The organism is Microbacterium binotii (genome assembly GCF_021398715.1).
GTDB lineage: Bacteria > Actinomycetota > Actinomycetes > Actinomycetales > Microbacteriaceae > Microbacterium > Microbacterium binotii_A.
Genome location: NZ_CP090347.1, coordinates 2173298 through 2194968, shown reverse-complemented (window position 1 = coordinate 2194968; position 21671 = coordinate 2173298). Strand labels below are relative to the sequence as shown.

General features: G+C 69.7%; 22 protein-coding genes. 17 read left to right on the top strand and 5 right to left on the bottom strand.

Annotation, left to right across the window (positions count from 1 at the left end; all coding sequences use genetic code 11):
* Positions 1 to 63 precede the first annotated feature (63 nt).
* Entirely contained in the window at positions 64 to 633 is a 570-nt protein-coding gene (locus tag LXM64_RS10965; protein WP_234073237.1) for a DUF4395 domain-containing protein, read from the bottom strand.
* Positions 626 to 1063 carry a TlpA family protein disulfide reductase gene (locus LXM64_RS10960; protein WP_234073236.1) on the bottom strand — a complete coding sequence of 146 codons (438 nt, stop codon included), beginning with the start codon at positions 1061 to 1063 and terminating at the stop codon, positions 626 to 628. Before LXM64_RS10960 ends, LXM64_RS10965 begins: the two co-directional genes overlap by 8 nt.
* Before the next feature lie 93 nt (positions 1064 to 1156).
* On the opposite strand from LXM64_RS10960, the gene thyX reads away from it, so the two are divergent.
* Positions 1157 to 1897, top strand: coding sequence for an FAD-dependent thymidylate synthase (thyX, locus tag LXM64_RS10955; RefSeq protein WP_137416566.1), 741 nt, complete (start codon positions 1157 to 1159; stop codon positions 1895 to 1897).
* On the opposite strand, the gene LXM64_RS10950 is transcribed toward thyX, so the two are convergent.
* On the bottom strand, positions 1898 to 2398 hold the full coding sequence (locus LXM64_RS10950) for a DUF6578 domain-containing protein (RefSeq protein ID WP_234073235.1): 501 nt from the start codon (positions 2396 to 2398) through the stop codon (positions 1898 to 1900).
* Positions 2399 to 2434: 36 nt separating this feature from the next.
* On the opposite strand from LXM64_RS10950, the gene LXM64_RS10945 reads away from it, so the two are divergent.
* A complete protein-coding gene (locus LXM64_RS10945) occupies positions 2435 to 3199 on the top strand; it encodes an SDR family NAD(P)-dependent oxidoreductase (RefSeq protein ID WP_234073234.1) in 765 nt (254 codons plus the stop codon).
* Position 3200: 1 nt separating this feature from the next.
* On the opposite strand, the gene LXM64_RS10940 is transcribed toward LXM64_RS10945, so the two are convergent.
* Positions 3201 to 3740: an NUDIX domain-containing protein gene (locus LXM64_RS10940; RefSeq protein ID WP_234073233.1), complete on the bottom strand. Its 540-nt coding sequence runs from the start codon at positions 3738 to 3740 to the stop codon at positions 3201 to 3203.
* A 324-nt stretch (positions 3741 to 4064) separates the two neighbouring features.
* On the opposite strand from LXM64_RS10940, the gene LXM64_RS10935 reads away from it, so the two are divergent.
* The 11 genes from LXM64_RS10935 (at position 4065) to LXM64_RS10885 (ending at position 14861) form a co-directional block, all read left to right on the top strand.
* On the top strand, positions 4065 to 4901 hold the full coding sequence (locus tag LXM64_RS10935) for an endonuclease domain-containing protein (RefSeq protein WP_234073232.1): 837 nt from the start codon (positions 4065 to 4067) through the stop codon (positions 4899 to 4901).
* 159 nt (positions 4902 to 5060) lie between these two features.
* Positions 5061 to 6038 (top strand): 4-hydroxy-tetrahydrodipicolinate synthase, encoded by a 978-nt coding sequence (dapA, locus tag LXM64_RS10930; protein WP_137416570.1) that lies wholly within the window; start codon positions 5061 to 5063, stop codon positions 6036 to 6038.
* Positions 6039 to 6132: 94 nt separating this feature from the next.
* The gene (locus LXM64_RS10925) at positions 6133 to 7809 is read left to right on the top strand and encodes a ribonuclease J (protein ID WP_137419079.1); all 1677 of its coding nucleotides are present in this window, start codon (positions 6133 to 6135) and stop codon (positions 7807 to 7809) included.
* A 24-nt stretch (positions 7810 to 7833) separates the two neighbouring features.
* Positions 7834 to 8328, top strand: coding sequence for a GNAT family N-acetyltransferase (locus tag LXM64_RS10920; RefSeq protein WP_137416571.1), 495 nt, complete (start codon positions 7834 to 7836; stop codon positions 8326 to 8328).
* Between the two features lie 56 nt (positions 8329 to 8384).
* Positions 8385 to 11084 carry an FtsK/SpoIIIE family DNA translocase gene (locus LXM64_RS10915; protein ID WP_234073231.1) on the top strand — a complete coding sequence of 900 codons (2700 nt, stop codon included), beginning with the start codon at positions 8385 to 8387 and terminating at the stop codon, positions 11082 to 11084.
* Positions 11085 to 11111: 27 nt separating this feature from the next.
* Positions 11112 to 11696 carry a CDP-diacylglycerol--glycerol-3-phosphate 3-phosphatidyltransferase gene (gene pgsA / locus LXM64_RS10910; protein WP_234073230.1) on the top strand — a complete coding sequence of 195 codons (585 nt, stop codon included), beginning with the start codon at positions 11112 to 11114 and terminating at the stop codon, positions 11694 to 11696.
* Between the two features lie 7 nt (positions 11697 to 11703).
* Positions 11704 to 12228 carry a CinA family protein gene (locus LXM64_RS10905; protein ID WP_234073229.1) on the top strand — a complete coding sequence of 175 codons (525 nt, stop codon included), beginning with the start codon at positions 11704 to 11706 and terminating at the stop codon, positions 12226 to 12228.
* A 140-nt stretch (positions 12229 to 12368) separates the two neighbouring features.
* A complete protein-coding gene (locus tag LXM64_RS10900) occupies positions 12369 to 12677 on the top strand; it encodes a helix-turn-helix domain-containing protein (protein ID WP_137416575.1) in 309 nt (102 codons plus the stop codon).
* A complete protein-coding gene (locus LXM64_RS10895; protein ID WP_234073228.1) occupies positions 12678 to 12899 on the top strand; it encodes a DUF3046 domain-containing protein in 222 nt (73 codons plus the stop codon).
* Between the two features lie 226 nt (positions 12900 to 13125).
* Positions 13126 to 14172, top strand: a complete 1047-nt coding sequence (recA, locus tag LXM64_RS10890; protein WP_137416577.1) for a recombinase RecA — start codon at positions 13126 to 13128, stop codon at positions 14170 to 14172.
* On the top strand, positions 14169 to 14861 hold the full coding sequence (locus LXM64_RS10885; RefSeq protein WP_234073227.1) for a regulatory protein RecX: 693 nt from the start codon (positions 14169 to 14171) through the stop codon (positions 14859 to 14861). Before recA ends, LXM64_RS10885 begins: the two co-directional genes overlap by 4 nt.
* Before the next feature lie 8 nt (positions 14862 to 14869).
* On the opposite strand, the gene LXM64_RS10880 is transcribed toward LXM64_RS10885, so the two are convergent.
* Positions 14870 to 17461 (bottom strand): helix-turn-helix domain-containing protein, encoded by a 2592-nt coding sequence (locus LXM64_RS10880; protein WP_234073226.1) that lies wholly within the window; start codon positions 17459 to 17461, stop codon positions 14870 to 14872.
* A 327-nt stretch (positions 17462 to 17788) separates the two neighbouring features.
* Between LXM64_RS10880 and LXM64_RS10875 the strand changes: the two genes are divergently transcribed.
* From LXM64_RS10875 to LXM64_RS10860, 4 genes are read left to right on the top strand one after another with little or no spacing between them, the layout of a single operon-like run.
* Positions 17789 to 18487: a SipW-dependent-type signal peptide-containing protein gene (locus tag LXM64_RS10875; RefSeq protein WP_234073225.1), complete on the top strand. Its 699-nt coding sequence runs from the start codon at positions 17789 to 17791 to the stop codon at positions 18485 to 18487.
* 20 nt (positions 18488 to 18507) lie between these two features.
* Positions 18508 to 19128, top strand: a complete 621-nt coding sequence (locus LXM64_RS10870; RefSeq protein WP_234073224.1) for a signal peptidase I — start codon at positions 18508 to 18510, stop codon at positions 19126 to 19128.
* Between the two features lie 10 nt (positions 19129 to 19138).
* Positions 19139 to 19870, top strand: coding sequence for a hypothetical protein (locus LXM64_RS10865; RefSeq protein WP_234073223.1), 732 nt, complete (start codon positions 19139 to 19141; stop codon positions 19868 to 19870).
* Positions 19867 to 21645: a choice-of-anchor G family protein gene (locus LXM64_RS10860; RefSeq protein WP_234073222.1), complete on the top strand. Its 1779-nt coding sequence runs from the start codon at positions 19867 to 19869 to the stop codon at positions 21643 to 21645. Before LXM64_RS10865 ends, LXM64_RS10860 begins: the two co-directional genes overlap by 4 nt.
* Positions 21646 to 21671: the final 26 nt, after the last annotated feature.

Here is a 21671-nt window from a genome sequence, read left to right as displayed (position 1 = left end):
CCTCGGGGCACAGCGTAACCGCCACAACTTTGCGAAGGTGCCGGTCTTGACAGCGACGTGTGCTCAGACCGGGCTGGCGGTGCGGATGATGCCCGCGCGAGCGAGCAGCAGGTAGAGCTGGCAGCCGAGGCAGAGCCCGAAAACGGCGTTCAAGAACGCGGCGACGAACGCGGCCGCCGCAGCGATCGGGAGCGCCCACGGCACACCGGCGAGGTACAGCACGAGCCCGACGGCGGTGACGAACAGTCCCACCCCCTGGGCGAAACGCGGCGGACGCGGGTCCTCGAACTCGGTCGCCGGTCGGAGCCGCGGCTGCACGAGCTTCCGGTAGAGGACGCCCCACGGTGCGGTGCGCGGCGACACGACGCCCCACAGGAAGAGTGCCGCGATCACGGCCAGCAGGATGAAGCCCGGGTCGGCCGCCCGATAGGCCAGCACCGCTCCCAGAGGCGCCGAGGTGAGCGTTCCTTCGGCCAGGGGCTGGTAGGCGAACCATCCGTACGTTCCCGCTGAGGGATCGACCCCACGTCCCGTGAGGCCGAGGAGTACCGCGATCAGGAGGAGCACGGCGGTGATGGAGGCGGCGAAGCGGGGTCCCCGCACATCGATCCGGGCGGGCGAACGATCAGACACGGGTCGACTCCTCAGTCACGCGGGCCAGTTCCAGCTCCACCACGTCGCGGCGGGGTGTTCCGCCGAACCGCGTGCGCACGGTGCCCCGGTGGTCGAGGATCAGCGTCGTCGGCGTCTGCAGGACGCGGAAATGCTGCGCGATGTCGGTGCGGTGCGTGAGATCGACGTCGAGGTGCACGACGCCTTCGCGGTCGGCGGCGATGTCGGAAAGCGTGCGGTGCACGCCGGGGCAGCGCGCGCAGAACTCGGTGCTGAACTGCAGCAGCGTCGCCACCTCGCCGAGGGCGGGAGCGCCGAGACGTGCCGGATCCACGACCTCGTCGGGATCCACCCGTCGCGGCCGGTTCTGTCGCCAGCGAAGGGCGAGGCCGAGTCCGACGGTCGCCGCGAGCAGCGCGGCCAGCACGGCGACGGCGATGAGGGGGTCCACGACAACCCAGGCTAGACCTGCGTGCATGCGCGGGCATCGATTATGCCGAAGATGACGCATGTGCGTAACACAGCGCCGGGATACGCTGAGGGGGTGAGTGACGCGTCCAGTGCCGAGATCCAGTTCCGCAGCGACGTGACGGTCGAGCTCGTCCGTTCCAGTGCCTCCGACTCCGACGTGCTCTTCGCCGCGCGTGTGTCGACGCAGGGGGAGCAGACGCTCGAGTCCGCCGCATCCGGCGACCAGGCCACCGCGCGCGATCGCGGACTCATCAACTACCTCATGCGCGATCGTCACGGCTCGCCGTTCGAGCACAACTCGATGACGTTCTACGTGCAGGCGCCGATCTTCGTCTTCCGCGAGTTCATGCGCCACCGGATGGCCTCGTACAACGAGGAGTCCGGCCGCTACCGCGAGCTGCGTCCCGTGTTCTATGTGCCGGCCCGTGAGCGCAACCTCATCCAGGTGGGCAAGCCCGGCGCGTACGAGTTCCTGGCCGGCACCGACGAGCAGTTCGAGCTGGTCGACGAGGCCACCCGCGCCGCCAGCATCCAGGCCTTCGAGGCGTACCAGCGGATGCTGGATGCCGGTGTCGCCCGCGAGGTCGCGCGGATCGTGCTGCCTCTGAACATCTACTCCTCGATGTACGTGACCATGAACGCCCGCGCGCTCATGAACTTCCTCTCGCTGCGCACCAAAGTCGAGGGCACCCACTTCCCGTCGTTCCCGCAGCGCGAGATCGAGATGTGCGCCGAGAAGATGGAGGCGTTCTGGACCGAGCTCATGCCGCTCACCCACTCCGCCTTCAACGCGAACGGCCGCGTCGCGCCGTGATCACTCCTCGTCGATCGTGACGAGGTAGCCCACGAGGCTGCGGCGGATGTCGCCGTCGGCGGGATCCTCGTCGCGCGCCGCACGCTCGGTGTCGTCGTCGTCCTCGTCCTCGACGGCGCGGCTGACACCTCCGAGCGGCTCCGCCCGCGCGGTGCCGACGAGCTGCTCCGAGGTCAGCACATACGGAGTCGGTCGCACCTCGATCGCCCATTCCGCGCCCGGGGCCGACAGGCGCGTGACCTGCGGCGCCGGTGGCTGCCGGGGAACGCGCCGCATCCGATGAGCAACGGTGAGTGCTGCCACCGAGCGCACGACGCCCCCGATGTGGAGCTCGGGTTCCCTCTCGTGGTGGGTCTCGACGAACTCGGGGTCGGCCGCGGGCGCGCACAGCTCGCGCACCCCTTCCGCCACATCCACGACCCCGAACTCGATGCGGTCGCCCACGGCGAAGGGCTCGCCGCAGCACGCCCATTCCCACTCCCAGAGCAGTACGTCCACCATGGACTCACGATACGTGTCGGCGCGTAGGCTCTGCGCATGGCGAAGACGGCTCTCATCACCGGTGCCAGTTCCGGACTCGGCGCCGAGTACGCCAGGCAGCTCGCCGCGCGCGGCGCCGACGTCGTGCTGGTCGGGCGCGACGCCGAGGCGCTCGAGTCGGTCGCCCGCGCGGTGCGTGCCGCATCCGGTGTCGCGGCGGAGGTCCTCGTCGCGGACCTGCTGGATGCGGGGGAGCGGCAGACGGTCGTCGAGCGGTCGACGGATCCGGAGCGGCCTGTGGAGATCCTCGTCAACAACGCGGGGTTCGGTCTTCCCCTCGACTTCGAGCGCAACGACATCGAGGACGAGGTGCGGCATCTCGCCGTGCACGTCGAGGTGCCGATGCGGCTCATGCACGCGGCGCTCGGTCCGATGCTCGCGCGCGGCAGCGGCCGCATCCTGAACGTCGCTTCCATCGCCGCGTTCATCCCGCGCTCGACCTACGGAGCATCGAAGCTGTGGCTCGTGTCGTTCAGCCGCTGGGCCGATGCGTCCTATGCGCCGCGCGGCGTCACGGTCACGGCGGTGTGTCCGGGCTACACGCACACGAACTTCCACGAGCGGCTCGGTCTCGCGCCCGGTCAGGAGGGCGTCGCCGGCTGGATGTGGTTGAACCCCGCTGACGTGGTCACCCCGTCGCTGCACGATGCGGCACGCGGCAAGGCCGTTTCGGTGCCGACTCTTCGCTACCGCGCGCTCGCCGCACTGGCGAGCATCGCGCCCGACCGACTCGCGTCGAGACTCGGTCGGCGAGGCCGCTGAGTCAGACGAAACGACCGAGCCGAATGCCGGCGTACGCGAGCGCCGCGACGGTCTCGCCATCGCTGATGCGGCCGTCCCCGACCATCGTGAGCGCCTCGGCGAACGGCACCCGGACGACCTCGTCGATGCCTTCTTCCGTCTGGGCGAGCGCGCTGTCCGGTGCGGGGGAGAGGCCCCGTGCGAGGAACACGTGCTCGGGCGCGACGGCGATCCCGTTCAGCGCATTCATGCTGCCGAGGTGTTCCCACTCCGCCGCCACCAGGCCCGTCTCCTCGGCCAACTCGCGCTGAGCGGCGAGCAGCGGCTCCTCCCCGTCGCTTCCGCCCGCCGGCACCTCCCACGAGGGGCCGGTGGTGTAGCGCTGCACGGACACGAGACACACGTTGTCCTCGTCGTCCAGCGCCACGATGAACACCGCCGGATGCTGCATCTCGACGACACCGTAGATCCCCTCGCCGTCGGGGCCGGTGACGTCGTCCTCCCGCACCCGGATCCAGCGGTTCTCGTAGACGACGCGGCTTGCGGACGTGTGCCAGACCATGCCGCCACCCTACGGCGGTGCCGGTGATGAGTGCGTGCGGTGCGGGTGCGCGCCATCGCGTGCGTCGGCGCTCAGGTTCTCGTGCGCCTGCGAGCTGTCGCCCAGCATCTCGGCGCGACATGTGCACGGTGGATCGCCGCTCGGACGCCACACGGGTCGCACCAGCGCAAACCAGCACCACCGATCGTGCAGATGTCGCGTCGCGGCGTGCCGGTGGGCGGTGAGAGGGTCGATCGAACCTCCCCACGACGCCTCGAACGGTGAGTCGTCCCGCATCCGCCGCAGGAGCGTCAGGTCCCGCGCGCGGACGCGGAGGGTGGGCGCATGGACGCCGTGAAGATCGCCGACCGCCTCCGCGCGCTGGGCGGTGTCGCGCGTGCCGGCCAGCTCGGCGCATCCCGCAGCGCCCTCGCCCGCGCTGCCGCTCGCGGAGCTGTCGAGCGCGTGCGGAAGGGCGTGTACGCGCTCGGCGCGCCCCCCGATGTCCGGGACGCGGCGGCCCACGGCGGGGAGCTCGCCTGCGCGGCGGCGCTTCGCGTCCGTGGCGTGTGGGTGCTCGAGGCGATACCGACCCTGCACGTGTGGCTGGGGTCGAATGGTCGTGGGCATCCGCATCCGCCGTGCGCCTGCGTCGTGCACCGGGATGCAGGGGCCTCCGCGTTCGGCATGGTCTCGATCACGCAGGCGCTCGTCCAGCTGGCCGCCTGCCTCGGCGCAGAGAGCTTCTTCGCGGCGTTCGAATCGGCCTGGCGCCTGGGGCTGCTCGACCGATCGGACCGGGACGAAGTGCGAAGGCGCCTCCCTGCCCGGTTCCGGTGGCTCGTCGACCTCGCTCGTCCGGACGCCGACAGCGGACTGGAATCGCTCCTCAGGTTGCGATTGCGTCTGCTCGGCATCTCCCTGGAGCGCCAGGTGCTCATTCGAGGGATCGGAGTCGTGGACTTCGTGGTCGACGGAAGGCTCATCATCGAGGTCGACGGTCGCCTCAACCACGAAGGGGCGAGCCTGCGCCACAGAGACCTGGTGCGTGATGCCGAGGCCGCGGCCCAGGGCTACGAGACCCTGCGCTTCGACTATGCGCTCATCGTGCACGACTGGCGGCGGGTCCAGCGCGCGATCTCGGCGACGTTGGCACGGATGCGGATCGCCTCCCTCTCGTGACGTGACATCTGCACGGTCGCCGAGTCTCCCGTTGTCTCACACGCCGCGCGGGGGCACACCAGCCCCACCGCTCGTGCAGATGTTGCCGCATCCGCGCGCGGAGGGCGATCGACGCTCATCCGGTGGGGCCGCAGCGGCCGGAACCGATAGCCTGGGAGCATGACGCACACGGGCAACCCCTTCGGACAGGTGCTCGTCGCGCTGGTCACCCCCATGACCGCCGACGGCGAGGTCGATTGGCCCGCTGTCGAGAAGCACATCGACGACGTCATCACCGCGGGCGCCGACGGCATCGTGGTCACCGGTACGACGGGGGAGACCTCGACGCTGACCGACCCGGAGAAGCTCCGCCTCGTCGAGGTCGGGAAGAGCGTCGCGTCCGGCCGGGCGAAGATCATCACCGGCGGCGGCTCGAACGAGACGGCGCACGCGATCGAGCTGTACCGGGCGAGCGAGAAGGCCGGCGCGGACGGCATCATGATCGTCACGCCGTACTACAACAAGCCGACCCAGGCCGGCATCCTCACGCACTTCCGCCTCGTGGCAGACGCGACGGATCTGCCCGTCATCCTCTACGACATCCCGGGTCGCACCGGGGTGCCGATCAAGTACGAGACGATCCTGCGCCTCGCCAAGCATCCCAACATCCTGGCGATCAAGGATGCGAAGGGTGACTTCAGCGAAGTGAGCCGCGTGCTCAACCAGACCGATCTCATGTACTTCTCGGGCGATGACGCGAACGTTCTGCCGCACCTCGCGATCGGAGCGTCGGGACTCATCGGCGTCACCGCCAACATCGCGGCCACCCCTTATCGCGCGATCGTGGATGCGGTGAACCGCGGCGATCTCGCCACGGCGACCGCCGAGCACAAGCGGCTCGAGCCGCTCGTACGCGCCGTCATGACGCACGTGCCGGGCACGGTGAGCGCGAAGTACATCCTGCACGGCCTCGGCCGCATCTCCAGCCCCCGCGTCCGCCTGCCCCTCGTGGGGCCGGAGGAGTGGGAGGCCGCCATCATCGAGGACGAGCTCGCCCTGGTGCGCGACGTCCCCGGTGCCGATTTCTCCAACTTCCGTCCCGACCGCAACGCCGCCGCCGGCGGCGCCCTGCCCAAGGTGCACGGAACCACACGCTGACAACGGCTCGCCAGGAGGCGAGCCCCATAGCCCGCTCTTTCCCATGAGCGGGAAGAACACGGATGTGGCGCAGGCCGCTTCCGGAGAGGTACGTATGGCCAACACTGTCTACGATCCGCCCGCACTCGCTCAGGGGACGCTGCGCGTCACACCCCTGGGAGGGCTGGGCGAGGTCGGTCGCAACATGACGATCTTCGAGTACGACGGGAAGATCCTCGTCGTCGACTGCGGTGTGCTCTTCCCCGAGGAGCACCAGCCGGGGGTGGACCTGATCCTCCCCGACTTCGCGCCCCTGCGCGACCGGCTCGATGACATCGTGGGCATCGTGCTGACGCACGGCCACGAGGACCACATCGGCGCCGTGCCGTACCTGTTGAAGCTCAAGAACGACATCCCCCTCATCGGATCGGGGCTGACGCTCGCCCTCGTGGAGGCCAAGCTCAAGGAGCACCGGGTCAAGTCGTACACGCTGACGGTGGCGGAGGGTCAGCGCGAGCAGGTCGGACCCTTCGATCTCGAGTTCGTCGCGGTGAACCACTCCATCCCCGACGCCCTCGCCGTCGCCATCCGCACCCCCGCCGGCATGGCACTGGCCACGGGTGACTTCAAGATGGACCAGCTGCCGCTCGACGGCCGTCTCACCGACCTCCGCGCCTTCGCCCGCCTGGGCGAGGAGGGGATCGACCTCTTCCTCGTCGACTCCACCAACGCCGACGTCCCCGGGTTCACCCCGCTCGAGCGCTCCATCGGCCCCGTGCTCGACCAGGTCATCGGTCGCGCGCCGCGACGGGTGATCGTGGCGAGCTTCTCGAGTCACGTGCACCGCGTGCAGCAGGTCATCGACGCGGCGGCCGCCCACGGTCGCCGGGTCGCCTTCCTCGGCCGCAGCATGGTGCGCAACATGACGATCGCGCAGGACCTCGGCTACCTCAAGGTTCCGGATGGCGTCCTCATCGACTACAAGAAGGCGCGGGATCTGCCCGACGACCGCATCGTCTACATGTCGACCGGCTCGCAGGGCGAGCCGATGGCGGTGCTCTCGCGCATGGCCAATCTCGATCACGAGATCGAGCCCGGCCCCGGCGACACCGTGATCCTCGCCTCCAGCCAGATCCCCGGCAACGAGAACGCGATCTACCGCGTGATCGACGGGCTGACCAAGCTCGGCGCCAACGTGGTCCACAAGGGCAACGCGAAGGTGCACGTCTCCGGCCATGCCGCCGCGGGCGAGCTGCTGTACTGCTACAACATCCTGCAGCCGCGCAACGTCCTGCCCGTGCACGGCGAATACCGCCACCTGATGGCCAACGCGAAGCTCGCGCAGGACACCGGCATCCCGGCCGAGCGGACGATCCTCGCCGAGAACGGCACCGTCATCGACCTCAAGGACGGCGAGGCCCGCGTCGTCGGACAGCGCGACATCGGGTTCGTCTACGTCGACGGCTCCACCGTGGGCGAGATCACGGATGCGGATCTCAAGGACCGCCGCATCCTCGGAGAAGAGGGCTTCATCTCCGTGATCGTCGTGGTCGACGCCTCCACGGGCCGCATCATCACCGGACCGGAGATCCACGCGCGCGGTTTCGCCGAGGACGACTCGGTGTTCGAGGACGTCAAGCCGAAGATCGCCGCGGCGCTCGCGGAGGCGGCCGGATCGGGCGTGCGGGACACCCACGCGCTGTCGCAGGTCGTCCGCCGCACGATCGGCCGCTGGGTGAACCAGCGTCTGCGTCGGCGACCGATGATCGTGCCGTTGGTGATCGAGGCCTGACCGCTTCGTCGCTATGATCCGGGCATGCCCGCGAGCTTTCGGATCCGTCCCGCCGAACAGGCGGACGGCGTGTTCCTCGCGGACATGGTGGTCGAGGCCGCGAACTGGCGGCCCGGTGCGGCACGTCCGCGGCATGAGATCCTCGCGATCCCGGAGCATGCTCGCTACATCTCCGGGTGGAAACGGCCGGGCGACACGGGCTTCGTCGCCGTGAGCCCGGAGGGCGACGCGATCGGCGCGGCGTGGTATCGGATGCTGCCGCGCACGGATCCGGGTTTCGGCTACATCGCCACGGGAGTTCCGGAACTGGTGATCGGGGTGCGCCCCCTCTGGCGCGCCCACGGGGTGGGGCGCACCCTGCTGCAGCAGTTGGTGGCGGCGGCGCGGGCCGAGGGCTACGCGCGACTCAGTCTCAGTGTGGAACGCGACAACTTCGCCGCGACCCTCTACCGATCCGAGGGCTTCGCCGTCACGTCTCCCGCCCAGGGGCGCGACACCATGGTGCGTCGCCTGCGCTGAGGCGCTTCGCCGCGTGGCTACCGGCCGCTGTCGCGGGTCGGATCTACCGTGGGACCATGGCACGCAGTACCGCCTCGACGCGTCGCGCCCCCGCGAAGGGCGGTTCGTCGCGCGCGCGGAAACCCGAACCCGCCCCCAAGCGCTATGTGGGTGAGGACGATCGCCCCTCGGTCGTCGTCCGCGCATGGATGGGGCTCGCGCACCTCACGGGCGGTCTGTTCCGCACGTTCGGGCCCGAGACGCTCGAGAAGGACCAGCGCCGCGACGGATTCCCGTTCCTGCTCGTCCTCCTCGCCGTCGCGGGCGCCGTGATCGAGTGGTTCTTCATCGGCACCGAGGTCTCCGCGGCCATCAGCGCGTACTCCATCGGTGGGTTGGTCGGCCGGGTCTCCTTCATCCTCCCCGTCTTCCTCGTCCTGCTGGCCGGCTGGTTGTTCCGGCATCCCGCCTCGGTGCACGACAACGGTCGCATCGGGATCGGCTTCGCGCTCTTCATCCTGACCATCGCGGGTTTCTGCCACGTTCTGGGGGGTCGTCCGCAGCCGTCGGCCGGTCTTCCCGCGCTCAGCACCGCCGGCGGACTGTTCGGGTGGATGGCGGGGGAGCCGCTCGCGCTTCTGCTCACGCCGGTCGGCGCGGGCATCGTGCTGACTCTGCTGGCCGTGCTCAGCGTGCTCATCCTCACCCGCACGCCCCCGAACCGCATCGGTCGCCGCCTCGGCGACCTGTACGCGTGGATGTTCGGAGCCGAGCGCCTTGAGCCGGCGGACAATGCCGAGCGGTCGAAGGACGCAGCGGGCACCGTCGCGGGCGACGACGATGCGACGGAGGCGATGCCGTGGTGGCGTCGCAACAAGACCGGACGGGAGCAGGACCCCGATGAAGGTGCCGGCTCGCAGGATCTGACCGAGCTGCTGTTCACCGACACTCCGGTCGCCGGTGGTTTCGACAACGCCCTCGAGCCCGCGCGCCCTGCGCCGCCCCTGCCTCCGGCGCCGGACGCCCTCACCGAGGTCATCGATCCCTCTGTCATCGCCGCAGCCGAGCGTGCGGTCGCGGACAGCCGCGCCGCCGCGGGCCTCCAGGACGACGGAGACTCCGGCCCGCAGCCCACCCTCGACGGCATCGAGGGCTTCGGCGGCAGTGGCGATCGCGTTCCGCCGGCGGCCTCCTACTCTCTGCCCTCCGTCGCGGCCCTCGCTGCAGGATCGGCACCGAAGACGCGCTCCGAGGCCAACGACGCGGTCGTGCGCGCCATCATGGGCGTGTTCGAGCAGTTCAAGGTCGACGCGAAGGTCACGGGCTTCTCGCGCGGGCCGACCGTCACGCAGTACGAGGTCGAGGTCGGACCGGGCGTAAAGGTCGAGCGCATCACCGCCCTGACCAACAACATCGCATACGCCGTCGCTTCCAACGAGGTGCGCATCCTCGCCCCGATCCCCGGCAAGAGCGCCATCGGTGTCGAGATCCCCAACACCGACCGCGAGATCGTGACGCTGGGCGACGTCCTGCGTTCGCAGAACGCGCTGCAGTCCACGCATCCCATGACGATCGGTGTGGGCAAGGACGTGGGCGGGGGGTTCGTCGTCGCCAACCTCGCGAAGATGCCCCACCTCCTGGTGGCCGGCTCCACGGGCTCTGGAAAGTCCAGCTTCGTCAACTCGATGATCACGAGCCTGCTCATGCGCTCGAAGCCGTCCGAGGTGCGGATGGTGCTCATCGACCCGAAGCGCGTGGAGCTCACCTCCTACGCCGGCGTGCCGCACCTCATCACGCCGATCATCACGAACCCCAAGAAGGCCGCCGAGGCGCTGCAGTGGGTCGTGAAGGAAATGGACATGCGCTACGACGACCTCGCGTCGTTCGGCTTCCGCCACATCGACGACTTCAACAAGGCGGTCGTGGCGGGTCAGATCCAACTGCCCGCCGGCAGCGAGCGCGTGCTGAAGCCGTATCCCTATCTCCTCGTCGTCGTCGACGAGCTCGCCGACCTCATGATGGTGGCCCCGCGCGACGTCGAGGACTCGATCGTGCGCATCACCCAGCTGGCGCGTGCGAGCGGCATCCACCTGGTGCTGGCCACCCAGCGCCCGAGCGTCGACGTCGTCACGGGACTCATCAAGGCCAACGTGCCCTCGCGCCTCGCCTTCGCCGTCACGAGCGTCACCGATTCCCGTGTCATCCTCGACCAGCCCGGCGCCGACCGGCTCATCGGTCAGGGAGACGGCCTCTTCCTGCCGATGGGGGCGTCCAAGGCCATCCGCGTGCAGGGAGCATGGGTCAGCGAGCCCGAGATCGAGAAGGTCGTGCAGCATGTCACCGGCCAAGCCCGCCCCGAGTACCGGGCGGACGTGGCGGCGGTCACCGAGAAGAAGGAGATCGACGCCGACATCGGCGACGACCTCGAGCTGTTGCTCGCGGCGGCGGAACTCGTCGTCGGCACCCAGTTCGGATCGACCTCGATGCTGCAACGGAAGCTGCGCGTCGGCTTCGCCAAGGCGGGACGCCTCATGGACCTCATGGAATCGCGCGAGATCGTGGGCCCGTCCGAGGGGTCCAAGGCTCGTGACGTGCTGGTGACGCCGGAGCAGCTGCCCGGGGTCCTCGCCCGCCTCCGCGGCGAGGACCCGCCCGCAGGCGGCGCCGTCGACGACCGCTACGGATCGGATGCGGTGGACGCACAGTTCGACGGACTCGAGGTGGTCGACGGCGACGAAGGCTCCGAGGACGCCTGGAGCCTCACCGGGCGCGACTGAACGCTCCCCGCTCGCTAGGCTCGCATCGTGGCGGTTCCCCGACAGCTTCCCAACGCGATCACGATCGTGCGCATCCTGTGCGCGCCGGTCTTCCTCTGGCTGCTGCTCGCCGACGCCGGCGAGGGCGGTGCGATGCGATGGGCGGCGACCGTGCTGTTCATCGTGGCGATCGCCACGGACGGCATCGACGGCTACCTCGCCCGGCGCTACGAGATCGTCACCGATCTCGGCAAGCTCCTGGATCCGATCGCGGACAAGGCGCTCACCGGGTGCGCCTTCGTCGGCCTCTCGATCCTCGGTGAGCTGCCCTGGTGGGTGACCATCGTGGTGCTGGTTCGCGAGGTCGGCATCACCGTGTACCGGTTCGCCGTCGTCAGCGACCACGTGCTCGCCGCGGCTTGGATGGGAAAGCTCAAGACGGTCGCCCAGGCCGTTGCGCTCTCGCTGGCGCTCGCACCGTTGGCTCCGCTGGTCGGGGAGTGGATCCACGTCGTGAACACCGTCACGATGTGGATCGCCGTCATCCTCACGATCGCCAGCGGCATCGACTACGTCATCAGCGAGGTGAGAGGGCGCCGTGCGCGCCGTTCGGGGGGCGCCCATGTCGAATGAGCGTTTCATGGACGACAGCACGCTCGACGAGCAGACCTCGATCGTCGGTGGGCGTCGAACGGACGCGGAGCACATCGTCCAGCGTCTCGGCGAGCTGGGTTGGACCATCGGCATCGCCGAGTCGCTGACGGGCGGTGAGGTGTGCAGCCAGCTGGTCGCTGTCGCCGGCGCGTCGAAGGTGGTGCGCGGCGGCATCGTCGCCTACGCCACCGCGCTCAAGCAGAGCCTGCTCGGCGTCGATCCGCTCGTGCTCGAGCTCGGCGGCCCGGTGCAGGCGAAGGTGGCACGACAGATGGCCGAGGGGGTGCGGGAGGCGGTCGCGGTGGACGGCGCCGGTGCGGATGTCGGAGTCGCGACGACCGGGATCGCCGGGCCCACGTCGTCGGATGGGCAGCCGGTCGGGACCGTGTTCGTGGCGGTGTCGACGCCGTTGGGCACGAGGGTCGAGTTGCTGCAGCTCGACGGTGACCGCGAGCAGATCCGCCAGCGCACCGCGCGACGCGCGCTGCGGATGGTGCTCGAGGCGCTCTGAGGGAACAGATCGGGTTACCACTGGGTTACGTTGTGCGATTCTCATCCGTCACCCAGCGGCGCGGGATTAGATTGGCCGCACGCACTGTTGTAGCGTTATGCACCCGGTGCACGACGGATTCGGTAAAAGGAGGGCTCGAAATGATCCTGGTACGTCATGAGATCGGCGAAGTCCTTCGTGAGCTCCGTCAGCAGAAGGGTCGCACCCTTCGTCAGGTCGCCAGTCGCGCGAGTGTCGCGCTGGGGTACCTGAGCGAGGTCGAGCGTGGACAGAAGGAAGCCTCGAGCGAGATCCTCGGCGCCGTCGCCGAGGCGCTGGATGTTCCCATCTCCACGATCATGCGAGAGGTCTCGGATCGACTCTCGGTGCTGGAGGGCATCAACTCCTTCCCCGACGTCGTTCCGGACGAGCTGGTCGCGATGGCCTCGCCCGAACTCTCGCTGCGCTGAATGCGCCGCAGCGAATTCGACCGCGCCGTTCGAGACGAGTTCGGCTCACGCGGGGCATATCTGGTCGATGACCTCGTACTCGCGGGTGCCGGTGACCGCACGGCCGCGCAGGCGTTGGCGGCGGGTGAGCCGACGCGCGACGTCTGGCTCGCACTGTGCGCGGAGATGGACGTCCCGCCGAACCGCCGGTACGGAGTGGGGCGGCTCGAACCGCGTCGATGACGACGGCGTGTCGTCGAAGATCTGTTCGATTCACGCGTAGTGTTCTGCACAGACGGCGTCCGAGGGATGTCTGTCCACGGATGCGGAGCATCCCGACGCGATGTCGGAGGCCCTGCCTACCGTGGGAGATGTCGCAACGACACGTACGCCTTGCCGCCGAAGCCGGACCCTGTGCCGGGTGGAGCGGCAGCCTACAGGCGACCGACATCGAGCAGAAGGAACCCTCATGCCCTCACCCGCAGACCGCGAGAAAGCCCTCGAATCGGCACTCGCTCTGATCGACCGGCAGTTCGGAAAGGGCTCGGTCATGCGACTGGGCAGCGAAGACCGCGCCCCGGTCGAGATCATCCCGACCGGTTCCATCGCGCTGGATGTGGCACTCGGCGTCGGTGGCCTGCCGCGCGGACGCATCATCGAGATCTACGGTCCGGAGTCCTCCGGTAAGACCACGTTGACCCTCCATGCGATCGCCAACGCGCAGCGCGCGGGCGGAATCGCCGCCTTCATCGACGCCGAGCACGCGCTCGACCCCGACTACGCCAAGAAGCTCGGTGTCGACATCGACCAGCTCCTGGTTTCGCAGCCCGACACGGGTGAGCAGGCGCTCGAGATCGCCGACATGCTGGTGCGCTCCGGCGCCATCGACCTCGTGGTCATCGACTCGGTCGCCGCCCTCGTGCCCAAGGCGGAGATCGAGGGCGAGATGGGCGACAGCCATGTCGGTCTGCAGGCGCGCCTCATGTCCCAGGCGCTGCGCAAGCTCACAGGTGGTCTGAACCAGACGAAGACCACCGCCATCTTCATCAACCAGCTCCGCGAGAAGATCGGTGTGTTCTTCGGTTCGCCCGAGACGACGGCGGGTGGAAAGGCGCTCAAGTTCTATGCGTCTGTCCGCCTCGACATCCGTCGTATCGAGACGTTGAAGGACGGCACGGAAGCGGTGGGCAACCGCACCCGCGTCAAGGTCGTGAAGAACAAGATGGCGCCGCCTTTCAAGCAGGCCGAGTTCGACATCCTCTTCGGCACCGGCATCTCCCGCGAGGGAAGCCTCATCGACTTCGGCGTGGACCAGGGCATCGTGAAGAAGTCCGGTTCCTGGTTCACCTACGACGGCGAGCAGCTGGGGCAGGGCAAGGAGAACGCCCGCAACTTCCTGCGCAACAACGCCGACGTGGCTGCGGAGATCGAGCAGAAGATCAAGACCAAGCTCGGTATCGGCCCCGTCGTCGAGGCGCCGGTCGAAGACGAGCTGGCTCAGCGACGCCCGGCATGACCCACGAGGACGACCGGGGCGAGGCGGACGGCCTCGCCCCGGTGATCCCGCTCTTCGCGGCGCGCTCGGCTGCTCCCGCGGAATCGGTGCAGCGGGGGAGCGGCCCGTTCTTCGCCCCCGGATCGGACCACGCGCGCGACACGTCTCCGTTCGATACCTCGCACGAGGCCGTCACCGATTCCGAAGTGGACGATACGGCGCTCGTGCAGGCGGCGTCCGATGCGCTGTTGCGCAAGCTCCGGTCGCGCTCGCTCTCCGAGCGCGAAGCGCGCACCTTCCTCGCTCAGCGCGATCTGTCGAGCGACGCCGTCGAGGAGATCGTGGCGGACTTCCTCCGTCTCTCGTATCTCGACGATGCGGCGTTGGCTGAGCAGCTGGTGCACGTCGGCGTCTCCCGTAGGGGTGAAGGTCGCATCGCGATCGCGCAGGCGATGGCCCGCCGCGGCGTTCCGCGCGATGTCGCCGATGCCGCGCTCGAGGCGGTGGGCGACGACGACGCCGAGCGCGCCCTCGAGTTCGCACGGCGCAAAGCGACCTCTGTCGGCGGTCGCGACGACGACGCGGCACTGCGCCGACTCGTCGGTCAGCTCGCTCGCCGCGGCTACCCCTCGTCCGTCGCGATGACCGCGGCGCGGCAGGCGCTGACGGAGGTGCGGCGCCCCGCAGCCCGCGGCCCGCGCTTCGACTGACGGCTCGCTCAGGCGGTCGGTGCCGCGCGCCACCGATCGTCCTGCGGTGACAGCCCGCGCGTGACGAAACGGCCGAGCTCGCGACGCGTAGGCGCACCCACCTTCCTCCGCGCCTGAAAGATATGGGACTCGACCGTTCGCACCGACAGGAACAACCGGCTCGCGATGTCCCGATTGCTCATCCCCTCATCGATCAGATGGGCGATCTCGCGCTCACGTCGGGTCAGAACGGTGAGGGTCCTCCTCGTGCTCGATGTGACGGGGGCCGTGGTCGCCCCGGACCCCGGTGTCGAGCCGGCCAACGCGACCGTTCGTCGCAGAAGGTCGAGAGCGTCCGTCGCGGCACCCTCGTCCGCGCTGAGCGCGAGCACGACGAGACTCTCGACGATGGCGGCATCCGACCCTGCCGCCGCGACGGCGATCTCGCGTCGCATCCGATCGGGGTCGATTCCCAGCACGATCGCGCGATAGAGGTCTCTCACGCGCACGGGCGGAGCGTCGAGTCGAGTGGAGAGGTCGAGGGCGCGTCGCGCAGCGTCGTGCGCGAGATCGGTCCGCCCCGCCGCGAGGGAGACCACGCTCTCTGTCGCCGCGAAGCCCTGCTCGAGAACCGGAGAGGCGGTGCCCCACACGGCGCCTATCCGAGCGAGGGTCTCCTCCGCCACGTCGACGCGCCCGTGCAACGCCAGGAGATGCGCGATGCACAGCTTCAGGAAGGGAACCAGTGGATCCTGCGGAGCGGGGTGGAGCCGACGCCGCGCCATCCGCAGCTCCGTCACCGCCGCGTCTGCGTCCGCATCGAGCGCCAGGGCCAGCGAGGTCGCGAGCCCGGTGAGCGCGGCGAGGCGGCGACAACCGGTGCGCACGGCCAGTCGTCGCAGTTCGGCGATGTGCGGGCCGAGCGGTGTCGGGTCCTCGCCCACGATCTGTGCGGCCATGAGAGCGCCGCAGAGAAGCGAAGCGCGCGCGATTCCGTCGACCGGCCCGTCGTGATCCGTGTCCAGGACCAATCGGACGCGTTCCAGCTCGCGCCGCGTCGCGCCGCCGTCGCCGCGCATGGCGGTGGTCAGGACGAGGGTCATCAGAGCGCGGACACGGACCCCGACCTCTGTTGGAGCGTCGACGATGACCGCTTCGGCTGCGCGGGCCCCGTCCTCCCACCGCATCTCGGCGGTCGCTCGTTGCGCCTCGAGGAGTCGGTCCTCCAGGTGCTCCGCAGCGGAGATCTCTATGCCGGTGCCCGATCCCGCGAGAGCTCGTTGGAGTTCCTCCGCCGCCGTGTGCCGGCTGCGGGCCGCGAGGCGAGTGCGGAGCATCGCCGCGCGGACGCGAGCCGTGCCCGACACGACTCCGACCGAGCGCGGCGCGTTCACCGCGTCGGCGAGCATCGTCCGCGCATAGAAGTGCTCGACCCGCAGGCGTTCCGAGTCGCCGCCCTCCAGCCCCAGCGCGGCGTACGCCGCGGCGATTCCGTAGTCCTCGTGATCGTTGGCGCTGCGCGCCGCGCCGACGAGCACCTCTTCCCTGGTCTCCGAGGCGAGTGCGGATGCCGCGTGCGGGTGAAGAAACAGCTGAGACGCGACGGCATTGGCGAGTGCTTCGTCCACCGGCTCTCCTGCACGGGGGAGGAGACCCGCGACGCTGCGGTCGGCAAGAGCGATCGCGTACTCCCCGCCCAGTCGACGCGCTGCCGCGCGGGCGAGAGGGGTCACGGCGTGCAGACGACGCACGGCCGATCCGTCTTCGGCCAGGAACCCGCTGGCGAGCAGACCGTCGAGCGAGGATCGTCCGACGCAGCGTACGGCGTCGCCGTAGGGCAGACCCGGCGCGCGATCGATGAGGACGAGCGTGCGCATTCGGTCCACGTCCAGCTCGCGTATGTGCGCGTCGGTCGCCGCGGAGAGCCCACCCTGCGCAGGGGCCGATCGGATCGCCTCCAGCGGGTCCACGTCGGATTCGACGGCGGCCACGGCCGTCCGGGTCAACTCGCGCAGGAGGGTGCGAGAGCCGTTTCCCTGCCAGACGATCGCCTCCGTCGTGATCCGATCCAGCAGTCCACGGGACAGTCGGTCCACGATGATGCGCGCCCGTCGCTCCGAGACGGGCTTGAGGTCGATGCGCTGCGCGAAGCCGCGCAGCCAGAGATCGAGGATGGTCGTCGTCGCCACGCCTGCACCCGCCGCATCGGCGACGCGTGGGACCGAGAGTGCGAACAGCACGACTGCTCGCCGTGCGTAGACGGCGCGGGTCAGGGCCGTCACCGATGCCTCGTCCAGATCCTGCGCATCATCGACCAACACGACGGTGCCCGCGGGCGTTGCGCCGCGTCGGACGAGCTCGGCCCGCTCGTCATCGGCTGCATCTAGCGCCTCGAAGGGAACCTCGTCGGGAAGGGGAGCGGGGTGAAGGAGCAGCGGCTGGCATCCTCGCTCGGTGAGGCGTTCCCCCAGCCGACGCGTCAGGACGGTCTTTCCCGTGCCGAGCGGGCCGGCGACGACGACGCTGACCCCGGCCTCGATCGACTCCGCGGCCTCGTCCAGCTCCCGCCGCTCCCCGGATTCCGGTCCGGATGCGGCCTCATCCGCTGTCTCGTCTCGCACGGCTCTCCCCCCAGGACACCGGATATGGCGGGCGCCGGGGGTGCATCCACGCCGACGCTCGCCACCCACGATACCGAGGCGGGCGCGCTCGGCAACGGAGGTGCCGCTGAGGCCACTACGCAATTCTGGTGCCGGTACTACGCAGAGCAGATCTGCAGGGCGGCAGCCGAGGCCGCTCCGATACCGGCGGACTGCGCAGCCCGGTACCGACATCCACTCCCTCCGGGCGACAGTCCCGCACGACACGTCCTAGCGTCCGGAGTGGATCTGCGGGTCTCCCGGACGCGACGACGCTTCCGGCGCACACACGGAGAGGTTGGGGTCAGAATGCAGACGCAAGAGAAGCGAAGCAACACGCGGCGCAAGGTGTTCGCGATCACGGCGGGAGCGGCAGCCCTCGGGCTCGGCGTCACCGCCACCGTCGCGGCCTGGACGGACACCGAGTGGGTGTTCGGCGGCGACGGCGCGGGCGGTCCGGGGGTGGGGACATCGTCCTTCTCCGTCCAGCAGAACACCGTCGCGCCGTTCGGGGCCGGCACCTGGACCGATGAGGCGGACAACCCGGGCGGTGAGATCGTCTTCGAGAACACCGGCATCGACGCGACGGCGCTCACTCCCGGAGACAGCGTGTATGCGCAGGTGGCGTTGCGCACGTCCACGACATCCGTCGCCGGCGACGTCGAGCTGCAGCCGGCTGTTCCGGCCGCAGGCATCGCCGCGGACGATCCGGCCGGCCTTCTGTTCGCCGCGCTCGACGTTCGTGTCGTGACCGACGACGCCGCCTTCACCTGTGACGCCTCGGCCTTCAGCGGCGCCCCCGGTGCCCCCGCCCTCATCGCCGACGGCCCGCTCGCCACCACCGGCGGCTCGGCCATGCAGGCTCTGGCGGCGGCCGCGGGGTCCGTCCAGTACTACTGCTTCGAGGTCACCCTGCCGGACCCGGTTCCGCTGGCCGGTGGCACGACGATCGACGACTACATGGGTCTGTCGATCGCGCCCGCCTGGGAGTTCCAGGCCGAGTCCTGAGCGAGCAGGGCACGACCACCATGACGACCGCACCCCGTCGCTCACACGCGACGCTCATCGCCTCCGCCGGCGACGACGGGGCCGGGGCGGAGCCCGCGGGCTCCGCCCCGGAGCGGCCGCGCCGCCTCCGCGATGCCCTGCTCGCCGCTCTCGGCGTCCTCGGCGCTCTCACGCTGCTCTGGCTCGCGGTGTCCTCGATCCTGTCGCTGTCCGTCATCGTCTTCGTCACGGGGTCGATGAGTCCCACGATGCCCACCGGCGCTGCTGCGGTGGTGCAGCGGGTTGCCGCCGCCGAGCTGAAGGTCGGCGACGTCGTGACGGTCCTCAAGGAGGACGGCGTGACACCGGTCACCCACCGCATCGTCGAGATCGACGACGTCGCGGGACGGCCGTCCGCGCGGGAGCTCACCCTCCGCGGAGACGCGAACTCGTTCGTGGACTCCGCGCGCTACATCGTCGAGGAGGCGCCGCGCGTCCTCGTCTCCACCCCGTATGCGGGGTGGGTCATCATCTGGGCAAAGTCGCCCCTCGTCAGCATCGCCCTGGCCATCGGGCTCGCCGCGGCGATCGCGTGGGCGCTGTGGCCCTCCGCATCCCGTCCTCCGCGCGGGGACCCGGATGCGGCCGTCGTTCGAGACTGAGGAGTTGCCCGTGTCAGAGGTCTTCCCGCCCGCGTGGCGACGATCGGTCGGCGTGCTCGTCGCCGTTCTGTCCGCTGCGCTCATGATCGCCGGCGGGGTGCTGCTGGCCGCCAGGGCCAACGCCGCACTGATCGATGTCCCGCCCACGGGCGCTCCCGGACGTCTCGTCCTCTCGAGCGAGCCCTATCCCGCAGAGTTCCTCGACATCAGTCCAGGGGAAGCCGCGTTCTGGCAGGTGGGAGCGCGTCTCGAGGATGCTTCGCGCGCGACCCTCGCTCTAGAGCTGCGCAAGGAGGGTGAGCTGGTGGAGCATCCGCGCGGGCTGACCATGTCGGTCGCCGTCTGCGACGTGCCGTGGAGTTCGCTCGATTCGACGCCCGTCTGCGCGTCCGGCGAACGAGCCGTCGCCGTCGCCACGCCGGCGGACGACTTCACCGCCTCCTCTCCTGTCTTCGAGCTGCGCCCGCTCACGCCGACCTCTCCGGAGTACCTGCTCGTCACGTTGTCGGTCGACGACGACGCGGCAGCGCGCGCGGACACGACTCTCATGGGTCTCACGGGGCGCATGGGGGTCGGTCTGACCGCCGTGGCGGTGGACCGCCCTGCCGGCCCCCCGAGCGCGGGAGGTCTGGCGGCAACCGGGGCGGATGTGGGAATGCTGCTGGCCGTCGCCGCCATCGCGGCGGGGCTCTTGGGATTCGGCGCGGCACTGCGGCTGCGCCGTCAGGAGGTGGGGGCATGAACACGCGGAGACTGGTGCCGTTGTCGATCGCTGCGTCCGCCGCTCTACTGATTCCGTCGAGCATCACCGCGACGTCGGCGTCGTGGACGGACGCCGAGTGGGTCCACGCGGACGACGTTGGCACGTCGTCGCTGATCTGCGGCCAGGACAGCGGGTTCGAAGCGACCTCCTACGGACGCTTCCTGTCGGGAAGCCTCCTCGGCACCAGTCTCGATCCGGTGGCCGATCTGGAGCAGATGACACTGGCACTCGACGAGGACGGGGCGGAGATCTCGCCCGCGGACGCGGTCGATCTCGGCTCCATGCCGCCCTCGAGCTACGTCTACGCCAATCCCTTCGACCTGTCGCTGCTGAGCATCGTCGGTGTGAATCTGACGGGATTCTCCGTTCCGCTCCCCGGGGCCGCGCTGGGTGCGGCGAACCAGTATGCCCGCGTCGACACCTTCGGCTCGGCTGCGGGGGCGTCCGGTCTGATCAACAACTCCGGCGCCGTCCAGGTGTCGGGCACGACGCCTCCCGCGGATCTGCCCTCGCCCGCGACAGTGCGCATCGGGCAACTCCTCCCGTCGATCGCCGGTATCGCTGACGCCCAGCTGCAGGTGGGAGCGGTTGCGGCGAGTTCTGTTCTCGACGGATGCGCGGCATTGCGCGAGCAGCTGTGGGGTATCACGCCGGCGACGCCGGTCGCGACGCGTGCGTACGGCATCGCGGGACTGGGGCTGAGACTGGACTCCCCGGCGGTCTCCGCGCTCGTGACGAACGTCAATTCCGGGGTCAGCTCGATACAGGCGGCGGTGGACTCGCTGACCGGCTCCTCAGGAGTGCTCTCGAACGCACTCGGGGCAGGACTCGACCTGGCGCTTCCCGGTGTGCTCACGACCTCGGTCGGCGGGACGGTCACCGTCACAGGACTGAACCTCGCGAACTCGGTGAGCGGATTGCTCACGACGCCCCTCACCGACGGTGTCGTGACGGTCGATCTGCAGTCCGGCCTGATCGATGTCGATCTGGATGCGCTGCTGCCCTCGCTGAACAACGCGGCACCCAACACCGAGATCGTGCTGAACAACACGGTCCTCAACCCCATCGTGACCAGAGTCGGCACTCTCCTGAACAACTGGAGCTCGCAGGTCGTCGCCGCCTTGACCGCCGCCGTGCGTGCCGCCACTCTGACCATCGATCTGGATGCCGTCGTCGCGGCGCCGGGAGTCACCGTCCCCTCGGTGCCGCCTCTGCCTCCCGTGGTGCTGCCCGGCCTGAACGTGCTCAACGTGGGCATCGACTTCACCGGCACGATCGGAGCCGTGCTGGACGGCACGGCGGCCCTCACGGTGTCCGCCGCTGCGGCGGGCGTGACAGGGCCGATCAACACGCTTCTCGCCGCATTGGGGCTGCCGACGGTGTCCTCGCTCATCTCCACCGTGACGGCGCTCGGGCCGACGCTGGTGACAGCGGCGGCCAATGCGATCACCACCACGGTGCTCGCCGCGATCACGACGCTGGGCAGCACGCTCTCGACCGCGGTCAACGCCGTCCTCACCGCGGTGGGAAGCGTGGTCAACGCTCTGCCCTCCGTCCTTTCGATCATGGTCAACGTGCAACCCGACCAGGCGAACGCCCCTCCGGACGTCGGCTACATCGTCGCGGGGCCCGATTCGACCGCGCAGTACCGCGTCTCGGCCCTGCGCCTCGGACTCGCGCCGTTCGCCACACCGGCGAGCATCGCGACCGTCACTCTGGGCACGGCATCGGCGGGACCGGTGGCCGCTCCCTGAGCGCGGGGATGCGGGAGACGGCGCCA

Coding starts and splice junctions, on each gene's coding strand:
- LXM64_RS10950 (WP_234073235.1), bottom strand. CDS start 2,398: ATGGTGGACGTACTGCTCTGGGAGTGGGAATGGGCGTGCTGCGGCGAG.
- LXM64_RS10945 (WP_234073234.1), top strand. CDS start 2,435: ATGGCGAAGACGGCTCTCATCACCGGTGCCAGTTCCGGACTCGGCGCC.
- LXM64_RS10940 (WP_234073233.1), bottom strand. CDS start 3,740: ATGGTCTGGCACACGTCCGCAAGCCGCGTCGTCTACGAGAACCGCTGG.
- LXM64_RS10935 (WP_234073232.1), top strand. CDS start 4,065: ATGGACGCCGTGAAGATCGCCGACCGCCTCCGCGCGCTGGGCGGTGTC.
- dapA (WP_137416570.1), top strand. CDS start 5,061: ATGACGCACACGGGCAACCCCTTCGGACAGGTGCTCGTCGCGCTGGTC.
- LXM64_RS10925 (WP_137419079.1), top strand. CDS start 6,133: ATGGCCAACACTGTCTACGATCCGCCCGCACTCGCTCAGGGGACGCTG.
- LXM64_RS10920 (WP_137416571.1), top strand. CDS start 7,834: ATGCCCGCGAGCTTTCGGATCCGTCCCGCCGAACAGGCGGACGGCGTG.
- LXM64_RS10915 (WP_234073231.1), top strand. CDS start 8,385: ATGGCACGCAGTACCGCCTCGACGCGTCGCGCCCCCGCGAAGGGCGGT.
- LXM64_RS10905 (WP_234073229.1), top strand. CDS start 11,704: ATGGACGACAGCACGCTCGACGAGCAGACCTCGATCGTCGGTGGGCGT.
- LXM64_RS10900 (WP_137416575.1), top strand. CDS start 12,369: ATGATCCTGGTACGTCATGAGATCGGCGAAGTCCTTCGTGAGCTCCGT.
- LXM64_RS10895 (WP_234073228.1), top strand. CDS start 12,678: ATGCGCCGCAGCGAATTCGACCGCGCCGTTCGAGACGAGTTCGGCTCA.
- recA (WP_137416577.1), top strand. CDS start 13,126: ATGCCCTCACCCGCAGACCGCGAGAAAGCCCTCGAATCGGCACTCGCT.
- LXM64_RS10885 (WP_234073227.1), top strand. CDS start 14,169: ATGACCCACGAGGACGACCGGGGCGAGGCGGACGGCCTCGCCCCGGTG.
- LXM64_RS10875 (WP_234073225.1), top strand. CDS start 17,789: ATGCAGACGCAAGAGAAGCGAAGCAACACGCGGCGCAAGGTGTTCGCG.
- LXM64_RS10870 (WP_234073224.1), top strand. CDS start 18,508: ATGACGACCGCACCCCGTCGCTCACACGCGACGCTCATCGCCTCCGCC.
- LXM64_RS10860 (WP_234073222.1), top strand. CDS start 19,867: ATGAACACGCGGAGACTGGTGCCGTTGTCGATCGCTGCGTCCGCCGCT.